The sequence below is a fragment of the Micromonospora sp. WMMA2032 genome, from assembly GCF_002688545.1.
GTDB classification, from domain to species: Bacteria; Actinomycetota; Actinomycetes; order Mycobacteriales; family Micromonosporaceae; genus Micromonospora; species Micromonospora sediminicola.
In genome coordinates this window covers 6,069,193-6,082,382 of sequence record NZ_CP024052.1, presented here as the reverse complement: position 1 = coordinate 6,082,382, position 13,190 = coordinate 6,069,193, and the positions used below count along the sequence as shown (strand labels likewise).

Sequence of the window (13,190 nt, the reverse complement as noted above, 5' to 3'; positions counted from 1 at the left end):
AGACTCCGGCCATGTCCGGCAGTGTACCCCCGTCCCCCGTCCGGCGAATATTCGGGGCGTAACCGACCGACCACCTGCGGGGGTCGGCGATAACGACAAACATGGTTAGCCTGAGAGGCCAGTGAGATTTCTGCGGCAAACGAGGCTCGGCGTCGCGAACCCAACGGCGGGTCCAGGTGCTCTATACAGAGCTGCCGTCCAGGCGACGAGGAGGAGGCCCGTGACACAACAGACCTGGGACGAGGTGGGCGGTCTGCTGCCGCACGACGAGTTCCGTGCCGCCAGCGAGGCCGTCGTGTCCAACATCGAGCAGGTCATCGAGGGCAAGACGGCCACCGTCCGGCTCGCCCTGGCGGTGCTGCTGGCCGAGGGCCACCTGCTCATCGAGGACGTGCCCGGCGTCGGCAAGACCAAGCTCGCCAAGGCGATGGCCCGCTCCATCGACTGCTCGGTCCGCCGGATCCAGTTCACCCCCGACCTCCTGCCCAGCGACGTCACCGGCGTCAGCGTCTACAACCAGGAGACCCACGACTTCGAGTTCCGCCCGGGCGCGGTGTTCGCCAACCTGGTGGTCGGCGACGAGATCAACCGGGCCTCGCCGAAGACCCAGTCGGCGCTGCTCGAGTGCATGGAGGAGCGGCAGGTCACGGTCGACGGGGTGACCTACCAGCTGCAGACGCCGTTCATGGTGATCGCGACGCAGAACCCGATCGAGATGGAGGGGACCTACCCGCTGCCGGAGGCGCAGCGGGACCGGTTCACCGCCCGGATCGCGATGGGCTACCCGGACCCGCGCGCGGAGCTGGCCATGCTCGACGGGCACGGCGCGACCGACCCGTTGCAGGGGCTGCGCCCGGTCTCCGACGCGGCCACCGTGCGCCGGCTGATCGGTCACGTCCGCCAGGTGCACGTCGCCGACGCCGTCAAGCAGTACGCGATCGACCTGGTCACCGCCACCCGCGAGGCACCCGACCTGCGGCTCGGCGCGTCCCCGCGGGCCACCCTGCAACTGCTGCGCACCGCCCGCGCGGTGGCCGCCCTGGAGGGCCGCGACTACGTCCTGCCGGACGACCTGCAGGTGCTCGCGGTGCCGGTGCTGGCGCACCGGATCATCCCGACCGCGGACGCGCAGCTGGCCCGGCGCACCACCGACGCGATCGTCGCCGAGCTGGTGCACCGCCTGCCGTTGCCGCACGACCGGCAGCGTTCCCCGTACGACACCCGGCCCGGCGGCGGCAACAACGGCCGCGGGCCGTACGAGCCGCGGAGGCCGTGACGTGCGCGACGGGCTGCGTGGGCTGACCACCCGCGGCCGCTCCTTCCTGGCGGCCGCGGTCGCCGCCGCGATCTCCGCGGGCATCCTCGGCGAGAAGGATCTGCTCCGGGTGGCCGTGCTGCTCGCCGTCCTGCCGCTGCTCGCGGCGGCCTACGTCGGGCGCAGCCGCTACAAGCTGGCCTGCAACCGCTCGCTCGAACCGCACCGGGCGCCGGTCGGGGCCAGCTCCCGGGTGGTGCTGCGGCTGCAGAACCTGTCCCGGCTGCCCACCGGCACGCTGCTGCTGGAGGACCGGCTGCCCTACGCGTTGGGCAGCCGGCCCCGGGTGGTGCTGGAGCGGCTCGGCGCGCACCAGGCCAGCTCGGTGGCGTACACGGTCCGCGCCGACGTGCGCGGCCGCTACGAGGTGGGTCCGCTGGTGATCCGGCTGACCGATCCGTTCGGCCTGTGCGAGCTGACCCGGTCCTTCCCCAGCACCGACCACCTCACCGTGATCCCGCAGGTCACCCCGCTGCCCTCGGTGCGGCTGCCCGGCGAGTACGCGGGCAGCGGCGACAGCCGGGCCCGCTCGGTGGCGGTGCACGGCGAGGACGACGCCGCCACCCGGGAATACCGGATGGGCGACGACCTGCGCCGGGTGCACTGGAAGTCGACCGCCCGCACCGGCGAGCTGATGGTGCGGCGCGAGGAGCAGCCCTGGGAGAGTCGGGCGACCGTGGTGCTGGACACCCGGGCCGCCGGCCACCGCGGCGAGGGCCCGACGGCCAGCTTCGAGTGGGCGGTCTCGGCCGCCGCCAGCATCACCATGCACCTGCGGCAGGCCGGCTACAAGCTGCGCCTGGTCACCGGCAACGGCGTCGACGTCGGCGCCACCGAGGCCGGCGGCGAGGGCCTGCTCCTCGACCACCTCGCCGAGGTGCACCTGGACCGGCGGGGCGAGATCACCACGCTGGTGCAGCAGGTCCGGCAGCGGGCCGACGGGGGTCTGATCATCGCGCTGCTGGGCACGCTCGGCACCGCCGAGGCGGAGCTGCTGGCCGGGCTGCGTGGCAACGGCGCCACCTGCGTGGCGTTCCTGCTCGACAGCAACACCTGGCTGAACCTGCCGGCGAAGGCGCGGGCCGAGGCGGAGCGGGCGCACGGCAGCGCCGCGCTCGCCCTGCTGCAGAGCGGCTGGCGGGTGATCGGCGTGGAGCACGGCAACCGGCTGCCGGTGCTGTGGCCGCAGGCCGGCCGTGGCTCCCAGGGCTTCGCCCTGCGGGCGGCGCTGGCCGAGACGGTCGCCGGAGGCATGCGATAACCGGAAGGGTGGTCCTGTGACCCCGCACCGCAACATCGGCTTCGTCGCCGCGGCGGCGACCCTGCTGGCATCGGCCCCGCTGTCGGCGATCTTCGAGCGCTGGACCTGGTTGATCCAGGCCGCGATCGTGGTCGCCGTGGTGGCCGGCGCGGCGGCGCTGAGCCGGCTGGGCCGGGCGCCGCTGTGGGGACAGCTGCTGGCCATGCTGGCCGGCCTGACCCTGGGGCTGACCTGGGTCTTCCCGGGCGGCACCGAGGCGTTGGCGTTCGTGCCGACCCCGGCCACGTTCGGCCACTTCGGCGACCTGCTCCAGGCGTCGCTGCAGGACATGCGCACCTACGGCGTGAAGGTTCCCGACGTCGACTCGCTGCTCTTCCTCGCCGTGCTCGGCATCGGCGCGGTAGCCGTGGTGGTGGACGTGCTCGCGGTCGGGCTGCGCCGCCCGGCGCTGGCCGGGCTGCCGATGCTGGCCATCTACTCGGTGCCGGTCGCGGTCTACCTGGACAGCGTCCCCGCGACCCCGTTCGTGGTGGGCGCCTGCGGCTACCTGTGGCTGCTGGTCACCGACAACGTCGACCGGGTCCGCCGGTTCGGTCGCCGGTTCACCGGCGAGGGGCGCGACGTCGACGTCTGGGAGGCCTCGCCGCTGGCGGCGGCCGGCCGACGGCTCGCGGTGGTCGGTGTGGCCGTGGCGGTCGCGCTGCCCCTGGCCGTGCCCGGGATGACCGGCGGGCTGATGAACAACGTCGGCGCCGGCCCGGGCGACGGCACCGGGCGCCCCGGGCAGGGTGGCAGTCCCGGCCGGATCGACCTGTTCGCCGCGCTCAGCGGCCAGCTCAACCAGAGCGAGGAGGTCGAGCTGGTCAAGGTCAGCACCAACGAGCCGAGCCCGTTCTACCTGCGTCTCGGCGTGGTGGACGAGTTGCGACCGAGCGGCTTCCAGGCCCGGGTGCCGTCGGGCGGGCCGGTCACCCGCGCCCTGCCCGACCCGGGCGACCGCGCTCCCCGTGGGGTCGAGCAGCGGCGCTACCGGGCCACCGTCGAGGTGACGAAGAGCCTGAACATGCCGCTCATGCCGGTCTACGCCGAGCCGGTCGACACCGACGACCTGAGCGGCAACTGGCTCTACGACCCGAACCAGCAGATCGTCTTCTCCAACCGGGAGAACGCCCGCGGCAAGCGCTACTCCTTCGAGTACGTCCGGTCGACGTTCAGCCCGTCGGCGCTGCGCGCCGCGCCGACCCCGCCGGCGGAGAGCGCGGTGATGCGGCAGCAGACGTCCCGGCCGTCGGTCGCCGCCGTCGAGGACCTGGTCCGAAAGCTGGTCAGCGGCCGGCAGAACGACTACGACAAGGTCCGGGCGATCTACGAGTACTTCTCCGTGGAGAACGGCTTCTCCTACTCCCTGTCGACCCGCAACGGCAGCAGCGGGGAGGACATCACCGACTTCCTGGCCACCAAGGTCGGCTACTGCCAGCAGTACGCCGCGGCCATGGCCTGGCTGGTCCGGGCGGCCGGCGTACCGGCCCGGGTCGCGGTCGGGTTCACCAACGGCGGCCGGGCCGACGGCGGCACCTACGTCCTGACCAACCGCAACCTGCACGCCTGGACCGAGGTCTACTTCGGCGGGATCGGCTGGGTGCCGTTCGACGCCACGCCGGCGGCCGCCGTCACCGGCTCGGTCCGCTCGTCCTGGGCGCCGGACACCGACGCCCCGGAGGAGATCTCCCCCTCGGCCGGCACCACCGCCGCGCCGGGTGCCACCGACCCGTCGGCCGGGGCGCAGCAGCCGAACCGTGAGGAGCGGGACATCGACCAGGGCCTGGCGCTCGGCGACGGTGGGCGGGCCCAGCAGAACCCGGTCTGGCCGTGGTGGCTGGCCGGGGCGCTCGCCCTGCTGGCCCTGCTCGCCGTGCCGGCCCTGCGCCGCTCCACGCTGCGCCGACGGCGGGTCCGGACAGCCGCGCCGACGGCCACCGCGGTGACCGTGCCCGGCCAGCGGGGCGGCCCGCGCGAGATCGTGGTCGGGGTGGACGCCGACGCGGTCCGTGCCGACGCGCACGCCGCGTGGGACGAACTGCTGGACACGCTTGTCGACTTCCACGTCCGGGTGGACCGTACGGAGACGCCACGGGCGACCGCCGAGCGGTTGAGTCGGGAGGCGCTGGCCGAAGACACCGGCGCGGCGACCGGGGTACGGCTGCTGGGTCGGGCCGAGGAGCGGGCCCGCTACGCCCGGGACCCGCTCGGCGGCGCCGAGCTGCACCCCGCGCTGCGCAGCGTCCGGGGAGCCCTGGCGGCCCGTGCGGACCGGCGGACGAGGCTGCTGGCCGCGTTGCTGCCGCCGTCGGTGTTGGCGCGGTGGCGGACCGCCGCGGCCGAGCGGTCGGCCCGACTGGTGACCACGACCGGGCGGGCGCGGCAGCGGATGCTGCGCTGGAGCCCGCGCCGCCTGTTGGCGGGCCGCCCGGCCCGCTGACCCACCCGACCCGCTACCCCACCGGCCCCCACTCGCCCCGGCCCGCCGCGTCCCGGTCGATCAAGGAGTTTGCGCCAGCGCGAACCCCTCCCCCGACACAAACTCCTTGATCACCGCCGCCGGCCTACGCCGCACCGCGGCGAGATCTTGGTACGCAGCGGCCCCGGTAGGGGCGCTTTCGTACCAAGATCTTCGTGATTCCGGTGAGGTGGACGATCGATCTCGTGAGCGAGGACGGGGGCCGGTCACGGGAGGGGGAGGCACGCACCGGATCAGCCGCAGCGATCGGCTTCCGGTATCGACTGGCGACGGTGGCGGGTGCGGCGGAGGAGACCGGCGCGGCGGTCAGGGGTGCAGGGTCGGCACAACGGACAACGGTCAGCTGTCGACGCACGACGGGCAACGGTCAGCTGTCGGCGCACGACGCTCGGCGGGCGGCGGGCGGCGGGCGCGACACGGGCCGGACCGCGGCCATGGTGACGGGAGCGCGCTCGTCGACGGGTCGACGAGTCGGCGCTGCGGCCCGCCCCGGGTTCAGGGGCGGGGCGCGGTCAGCGGTGGCCCTCCGGGCGCTGCCGCCAGCGGTCCTCCATCCGGTCGAGGAAGGAGCCCCGGCGACCGGCGCTGCGGCCACGGGGACGACGCCGGCTCGTCGTGCCACCCACCACGTGCAGGTCGGGTGACTGGGATCTGCGGTGCGACTGCGCCGCAAAGATCAACGAGGCCAGCATGACGACGAAACCCGCCACGGCCACCGCGGGAATCTTGATCACGGCACCGTAGATCAACAGGGCCAGACCAGCGACGACCACGCCGGCAGCGACGAGCACGCGACGCCGCGCGTGGAAACGCGGGTCGCTGGCGCGCACGGCCGAGGCGAACTTGGGGTCCTCGGCAAGCGACCGCTCGATCTGCTCGAACAGCCGCTGCTCGTGCTCCGAGAGCGGCACGGCACTCCTCCCCGGTCACGTTGGTCGGCCCGGGCGGGCCGACAGACCGTGGCAGCCAACCGGCTGCTTACCCGCAAGTCTACGAGGGCCCTCGCGCGTCGGAAAGCGGGACGACCTACGGCCGGGTCGGTTTTTCGACTCGTCGTGGATCCCGCCTGCCGAGAAGACTGGCCGGACCTATGACGGACCGCCCGAATCGGGCGGCCGCCGCGTCGGCCGCCGCCTCCGCCTCCCGCCAGCCCCGCTCCGGCGCGCCCAGCGTGAGCTGCTGCGGCGTTTCCTCGGCGGCGGCGAGCCCCTCCATCCGGACACCGACCAGTCGGACCGGTTCACCCGGGGCGAGGGCGCCCCAGAGCGCCCAGGCCGTGTCGAACATCTCCCGCGCGGTGTCGGTGGGCACGGCGAGGGTGCGGGAGCGGCTGATCGTGCGGAAGTCGGCGAACCGGACCTTCAGCGACACCGTGCGGCCCACCTGGCCGGCCGCGCGCAGCCGGGCGCCGGCCTTGTCGGCGAGGGCGAGCAGGGATCGCCGGATCTCCGTCGGATCGGTGACGTCGGTGTCGAACGTGACCTCGGCGCCGATCGACTTCTCCACCTGCTCGGGAGAGACCCGGCGCGGGTCCCGCCCCCAGGCCAGCTCGTGCAGGTGGGCGGCGGACGCCTCACCCACCGCCCGACGCAGCAGACCGGCCGGCGCCTCGGCCAGGTCGCGCACGGTGCGCAGGCCGAGCCGGTGCAGCGCCTCGGCCGAGCGCTCCCCCACGCCCCACAGCGCGGACACCGGCAGCGGGTGCAGGAAATCCAGCACCTGGTCGGCGGGCACCACGAGCAGCCCGTCCGGCTTCGCCCGGGTGGAACCGAGCTTGGCCACGAACTTGCTCGACGCCACGCCGACCGAGCAGGTCAGGTGCTGCTCCTCGGCGACCCGGCGACGGATCAGGCCGGCGATGGCGGCCGGCGGACCGAACAGCCGCCGGGCGCCGGTCACATCGAGGAACGCCTCGTCCAGCGAGAGCGGCTCGACCAGCGGCGTGACGTCGCGGAAGATCCGCATCACCGCACGGGACGCCGTCGAGTAGGCGGTGAAGTCGGGCGGCAGGTAGACCGCGTGCGGGCAGAGCGCCCGGGCCCGGGCGGTGGGCATGGCGCTGCGGACGCCGTAGCGGCGGGCCTCGTAGCTGGCGGAGCTGACCACCCCGCGCGGGCCGACGCCACCCACCACCACCGGCCGGCCGCGCAGCTCGGGGCTCCGGCGCACCTCCACCGAGGCGAAGAACGCATCCATGTCGACGTGCAGGATCGCGCAGCCGGTGTCGTCGGCGTCCGGCCCGAAGCGCGGATCCCCGCCCCGGGGCAACGACTGGCTGCGGCCCATGCCCCGCAGGCTAACCCGCCGGTCCGACAGGGTCGCCGGTCAGCCCCGGACCACCAGCAGCGGGACGGTCATCTCCGCGGCGGTGTCCGCGCCGTGGTACGCCACCAGCCGCGACACCACCGGCGGCTCGGAGCGGGTGGCGACCACCGCGTACGTGTCCCGGCAGACCACCACCACGTCGCCGATCCGGCCCAGGTGCGCCTCGGGCACCGGCCCGAACCAGCCGGTGGCCACCGCCTCCGCCCGGGTCAGCACGTCGGCCGCCCCGCCCAGCACCCCGGTCCAGGTGGCCACCACGTCCGCCTCGGCGCCCGGCTCGACGTGCAGGTAGCGGACCCGGGGCTCGCCGGCGACCACCCGTACCCCGGCCCGCAGCCGGGGGTCGGTGTCCAGATCGACCCGGTGCCCGGCGGGGATGTCGAGCTGGCCGTGGTCGGCGGTGACCAGCAGCGCGGCGTCCGGCGGCAACCCGTCCACCAGGCGGGCCAGCAGCGCGTCCACCTCGGCCGCCGCCGTCCGCCACGGCGCGGAGTCGATGCCGCTCAGGTGCCCGTGCCGGTCCAGGTCGGGGTGGTAGCCGGAAACCACTGTGGGCCCGGCGCCGGCGGCCAGCGCGGTCAGCATCCGCGCGGCGAGCGCGTCGACCCCGGTCGCGCCCCGGTAGTCGCCGCCCCGGTTCGCGGCCAGGGTGAGGCCGCTGCCGGCGAACTCGGGTCGGCTGACCACGGTGACCGCCACCCCGGCGGCCCGGGCCCGCTCGTACCAGGTGGGGACCGGCTGCCAGCGGGTCGGATCGGGGTCGGCGGACCAGTCGACGTGGGTGAGCACCCGGTCCGTGCCGGGCACCCGGACGGTGAAGCCGAGCACCCCGTGCGCGCCGGACGGGGTGCCGGTGCCGAGGCTGACCAGGCTGGTCGGGGTGGTGGAGGGGAAGCCGGAGGTGAGCGGCACGCCGGTGGTGGCCGCCAGTCCGGCCAGCGTGGGCGCGTACGGGGCGGCGGTGGGGATCTGGTGCCAGCCCAGCCCGTCGACCAGCAGCACGGCGATGCGGCGTACCCCGGCGAGCCGGGGCGTCAGGTCGAGCAGGTCGACCGCGCCGGGCACGCCGAGCAGCGTGAGCGCGCTGGGCAGCACGTCGACCAGGCTGCCGCCGCCGTAGCGGGGCGCGACCCGGTCGAGAGGGCCGGTCATGCCGGGCGGCGGGCGAAGACGTGCAGCTGGGCGGCCAGGTCCCGGTACGGCGACCGACCGGCCAGGGACCGTTCCAACTCCACCAGGGCGGCCGGCTGACCGTCCGCCACGGCGGCCGGCAGCAGGTCGGCGAGGACGCGTACGCCGTGGATCTCCTCGACGACGAGCCCGGCGGCGGTGAGCAGCGCGGCCGCGCCGTCGGCGTCGTATCGGCGCCGCAGGCTGTCCCGACCGCCGGCGGTGCCCTGCGGGTCGGCGGCGAGCGCGGCGGCGTTGTCCAGCTGCCCGTTCATCGCCCGGCCGAGCACGGCGGCGGCCCGCCCGGCGACCAGTACGCTCGCCGCTCCGCCCGGTCGGAGCGCGGCGACCAGCGCCGTCGTCACCGGTTCCGGGTCGTCGACCACCTCGAGGACGGAGTGGCAGAGCACCAGGTCCACGGAGGCGGGCTCGACCACCCCGGCGAGCGCGTCCGCGTCGCCCTGCCGTGCGCGTACCCGGTCGGCGACCCCGGCCTCGGCGGCCCGGCGGGTCAGCGCGGCGAGCGCGTCGGGGCTGGCGTCGACCACGGTGACCCGGTGACCGGCCTCGGCCAGGGGGACGGCGAAGCCGCCGGTCCCACCGCCGACGTCGAGCACCGAGAGCCGCTCACCGGCCCGCCGGTCCAGCTCGGCCCGGAGCACGGCCCAGATCACGGCGGTGCGGGGGGTGAGGGTTCGGGTCTGCTCCACGTCGCCGAGCCTAGTCACCCCCGGCCCGCGGGTCAGGACTCGCCGCCGCCGGCCGGGTCCTCCTCGGCGCGGGAGCGCTGGGCGTTGGCCACCGGTCCCTCGGTCACCTGGTATTCCCGCGGCTCGACCTCGTGGGTGGGCGCCCACCCGGTGCCGAGGCGGGTCCGTCGGGCGTTGGCCACGCCACCGGGGTACGTGCTGTGAAAGGTCATCTGGTTCATCCCCCATACCCGGGTGGGCCACTCTGCCCAACCCGTGTCCGGGAGTCTCCCGCCTCGGGCTCCGGGAAACCGTAATGTGGATCACTCCACTCAGCGGAAATCCCGGGACGCCGGCGTGACGGGCGGCTCGATCGCGTCCAGCCGGTCCGCGGTGAGGTTCGTGACGCCCTCGTGCCGCTGCAGCCGGCCCCGCACCACCAGTGCTCCGCTGGTGCGGGCGATTCGACGGTAGCGCTGCCACAGCCCCGGGGAGCAAGTGACATTCAGCATTCCGGTCTCGTCCTCCAGGTTGAGGAACGTGACCCCGCCGGCGGTCGCCGGCCGCTGCCGGTGGGTGACGATCCCGCCGACCCGGATCCGCTGCCCGGGCGGCACCTGACCGAGCCGGGCGATCGGCACCGCGCCCAGCGCGTCGAGCCGGTCCCGGATGAACCGGGCCGGGTGGCTCTCCGGGGACAGGCCGGTGGCCCACACGTCGGCGACCAGCCGGTCCACGTCCGCCATGCCGGGCAGCGTGGGCGGGTCCGCGCCGGTCACCGTGCCGGGCAGCCGACCGGGCCGGTCCTGGGCCGCCGCGCCGGCCGCCCAGAGGGCCTGCCGCCGGGTCAGCCCGAAACAGGCGAAGGCGTCCGCGGTGGCCAGCGCCTCCAGCTGCGCGGCGGTGAGACCGACGCGGCGGGCCAGGTCCGGCATGTCCCGGTACGGCCCGTGCGCCGCCCGCTCCGCCTCGATCCGCTCGGCCACGTCCGCGCCGAGGGTACGGACGCTGCCCAGCCCGAGCCGGACCACCGGGCCGCCCAGCCCCCAGGCGTGCGGCGGCTCGCCCGGCACGCTGCCCCACCGGGTCTCCGGCGTGGACTCCAGCACCGCCTTGGCGCCGCTGGCGTTGATGTCCGGCCGGCGCACCTCCACGCCGTGCCGGCGGGCGTCGTCGGTGAGCGTCTGCGGCGAGTAGAAGCCCATCGGCTGGGCGTTGAGCAGCGCGGCCAGGAACGGGCCGGGGTGGTAGCGCTTGAGCCACGAGCTGGCGTAGACCAGGTAGGCGAAGCTCATCGCGTGGCTCTCCGGGAAGCCGTAGCTGGCGAACGCGGTGAGCTTGCGGTAGACGTCGTCGGCCAGCTCGCCGGTGATGCCCCGCTCGGCCATCCCGGCGTAGAGCCGGTCGGCGATCTGCGCCATCCGCTCCACCGAGCGTTTCGCCCCCATGGCCCGGCGCAGCTGGTCGGCGCCGGCCGCGTCGAACCCGGCCAGGTCGATGGCGAGCTGCATGAGCTGCTCCTGGAACAGCGGCACACCGAGCGTCTTCTCCAGCGCGTTGCGCATCAGCGGGTGCGCGTACGTCACCGGCTCCTGGCCGTTCTTGCGCCGGATGTACGGGTGCACCGAGCCGCCCTGGATCGGGCCGGGACGGATCAGCGCCACCTCCACCACCAGGTCGTAGAACTCGCGGGGCTTGAGCCGGGGCAGCGTGGCCATCTGGGCCCGGCTCTCCACCTGGAACACCCCGACCGAGTCGGCCCGGCAGAGCATGTCGTAGACCTCGGGGTCGTCCAGCGTCATGTCGCCCAGGTCCAGGCTCATCCCGATCAGGTCGTAGCCGTAGTGCAGCGCGGAGAGCATGCCGAGGCCGAGCAGGTCGAACTTGACCAGGCCGACGGCCGCGCAGTCGTCCTTGTCCCACTGGAGCACGCTGCGCCCGGGCATCCGGCCCCACTCCACCGGGCAGACCTCGATCACCGGCCGGTCGCAGATCACCATGCCGCCGGAGTGGATGCCCAGGTGCCGGGGGAAGGTCAGCAACTCGTTGGCGTACGCGACCACCTGCTCCGGGATGTCCGCCACGTCGACCGCGGCGACCGAACCCCACCTGTCGATCTGCTTGCTCCAGGCGTCCTGCTGCCCGGGCGAGAAACCGAACGCCTTGGCCACGTCCCGCACCGCCGACCGGGGCCGGTAGGAGATGACGTTGGCGACCTGCGCGGTGTGCTCCCGGCCGTAGCGGGCGTAGACGTGCTGGATCACCTCCTCCCGCCGGTCGGACTCGATGTCCACGTCGATGTCGGGTGGCCCGTCGCGTTCCGGGGCGAGGAACCGTTCGAACAGCAGCCGGTGCCGGACCGCGTCCACGTTGGTGATGCGCAGCGCGTAGCAGACCGCCGAGTTGGCCGCCGACCCCCGGCCCTGGCAGTAGATGTCCTGCGCGCGGCAGAACGCGACGATGTCGTAGACCACCAGGAAGTAGCCGGGGAAGCCGAGGTCTTCGATCATCCGCAGCTCGTGCTCCAGCTGCGCGTACGCCTCCGGGTGCGCCTCGGGTGGGCCGTACCGCTCGCGGGCGCCGTCCATGGTCAGCCGGCGCAGCCAGCTCATCTCGGTGTGCCCGGCCGGCACCGGGTACGCCGGCAGCTGCGGCGCGACCAGGTGCAGGTCGAAGGCGAGTTCCGCGCCGAACTCCGCGGCCCGCGCCACCGCCCCGGGGTACGCGGCGAACCGCGCCGCCATCTCCGCGCCGCTGCGCAGGTGGGCGGTGGCCGCGGCGGGCAGCCAGCCGTCGATCTCGTCGAGGCTGCGCCGGGCCCGGACCGCCGCCACCGTGGTGGCCAGCCGCCGCCGGCCCGGGGTGGCGTAGTGCACGTTGTTGGTGGCGACCGTGGGCAGCCCGGACGCGGCGGCCAGCTCGGCGAGCGCGTCGTTGCGGTCGGCGTCGACCGGGTGGCCGTGGTCGGTCAGCTCCACCGCCACCGTCTCCGCGCCGAACAACGCGGTGAGCCGGTCCAGCTCCCGGGCCGCCGCGTCGACGCCCTCGGTGAGCAGCGCGGCCGGCACGTGCCCCTTGCGGCAGCCGGTGAGCACGAGCACGTGGTCCTTCAGCTCGGCTGCGATCTCCTCCAGCTCGCCGTAGACCGGGCGGCCCTTCTCCCCGCCGCGCAGCTGGGCCCGGGAGATGGTGGCGGCGAGGCGGGCGTACCCCTCGTGGCCGTGCGCGAGCACCAGCAGGTGCCGGCCGAGCGGGTCGGGTTCGCCGTTCTGCGGGCCGGGCAGCCCGAGGGACAGCTCCGCCCCGACGATCGTCGGCAGCCGCAGCGCGCGGGCCGCCTCGGCGAAGCGCACCACGCCGTAGAAGCCGTCGTGGTCGGTGACGGCGAGCGCGGTGAGCCCGAGCCGGGCCGCCTCCTCGGCCAGTTCCTCCGGGTGGCTGGCCCCGTCGAGGAAGCTGAAGTTGGAGTGCGCGTGCAGTTCCGCGTAGGGGACGACGCCGTCCGGACGGTCCAGCTCCGGCGGTTGGTATTCCTGGCGCTTGCGGCTCCAGGCCGGGGAGTCGCCGCCGTCGGCGTCGACCGCGAGCGGGTCCACCACGTGCAGGTGCCGCTCGCCCCGGCCCGGCTCGTCCCCGCCCCGCCCGGAGAGCACCTGCTCCAGCTTCGACCAGGGCATCTTCGGGTTGTGGAAGCTCATCCCGCGCTCCCTGGCCCTGACCTGCGGTCTCCCCCGCCTGTCGCGTCCACCGGCCGAAGGTCGACCTGCGGCTGCCTACAAACTTGATGACACGGATGAGTCACAGCGACGACGACGGCGGGGCACCGCGATCCATTCGCATCGTCAAGTTCGTAGCCTCCGGAGGGTGGGAGTCGGCGCGGCATGTCGGCACGTCGCGGCGTCGGCGGATGCC

9 protein-coding genes are annotated in these 13,190 nt (G+C 74.6%); 3 read left to right on the top strand and 6 right to left on the bottom strand.

Annotation, left to right across the window (positions count from 1 at the left end; genetic code table 11):
• Positions 1 to 220: 220 nt before the first annotated feature.
• From CO540_RS28285 to CO540_RS28275, 3 genes are read left to right on the top strand one after another with little or no spacing between them, the layout of a single operon-like run.
• Positions 221 to 1,276, top strand: a complete 1,056-nt coding sequence (locus CO540_RS28285; RefSeq protein ID WP_099164277.1) for a MoxR family ATPase — start codon at positions 221 to 223, stop codon at positions 1,274 to 1,276.
• Between the two features lies 1 nt (position 1,277).
• A complete protein-coding gene (locus CO540_RS28280) occupies positions 1,278 to 2,576 on the top strand; it encodes a DUF58 domain-containing protein (protein ID WP_099164276.1) in 1,299 nt (432 codons plus the stop codon).
• A gap of 16 nt (positions 2,577 to 2,592) precedes the next feature.
• Positions 2,593 to 5,055 (top strand): DUF3488 and transglutaminase-like domain-containing protein, encoded by a 2,463-nt coding sequence (locus CO540_RS28275; protein WP_099164275.1) that lies wholly within the window; start codon positions 2,593 to 2,595, stop codon positions 5,053 to 5,055.
• A 551-nt stretch (positions 5,056 to 5,606) separates the two neighbouring features.
• Here the strand turns inward: CO540_RS28275 and CO540_RS28270 are convergent.
• The 6 genes from CO540_RS28270 to CO540_RS28245 all read right to left on the bottom strand — a co-directional run bounded on the left by CO540_RS28270 (position 5,607) and on the right by CO540_RS28245 (position 12,976).
• A complete protein-coding gene (locus CO540_RS28270) occupies positions 5,607 to 6,005 on the bottom strand; it encodes a DUF3040 domain-containing protein (RefSeq protein WP_091573265.1) in 399 nt (132 codons plus the stop codon).
• A 115-nt stretch (positions 6,006 to 6,120) separates the two neighbouring features.
• Positions 6,121 to 7,380: a DNA polymerase IV gene (locus tag CO540_RS28265; protein WP_099164274.1), complete on the bottom strand. Its 1,260-nt coding sequence runs from the start codon at positions 7,378 to 7,380 to the stop codon at positions 6,121 to 6,123.
• Between the two features lie 39 nt (positions 7,381 to 7,419).
• A complete protein-coding gene (locus tag CO540_RS28260; protein WP_099164273.1) occupies positions 7,420 to 8,571 on the bottom strand; it encodes an alkaline phosphatase family protein in 1,152 nt (383 codons plus the stop codon).
• A complete protein-coding gene (locus CO540_RS28255) occupies positions 8,568 to 9,317 on the bottom strand; it encodes a methyltransferase domain-containing protein (protein WP_172967954.1) in 750 nt (249 codons plus the stop codon). The genes CO540_RS28260 and CO540_RS28255 overlap by 4 nt, the downstream gene beginning before the upstream one ends.
• A 14-nt stretch (positions 9,318 to 9,331) precedes the next feature.
• Entirely contained in the window at positions 9,332 to 9,511 is a 180-nt protein-coding gene (locus CO540_RS28250) for a hypothetical protein (protein WP_091573261.1), read from the bottom strand.
• A 99-nt stretch (positions 9,512 to 9,610) separates the two neighbouring features.
• Positions 9,611 to 12,976, bottom strand: a complete 3,366-nt coding sequence (locus tag CO540_RS28245) for an error-prone DNA polymerase (RefSeq protein ID WP_099164271.1) — start codon at positions 12,974 to 12,976, stop codon at positions 9,611 to 9,613.
• Positions 12,977 to 13,190 lie beyond the last annotated feature (214 nt).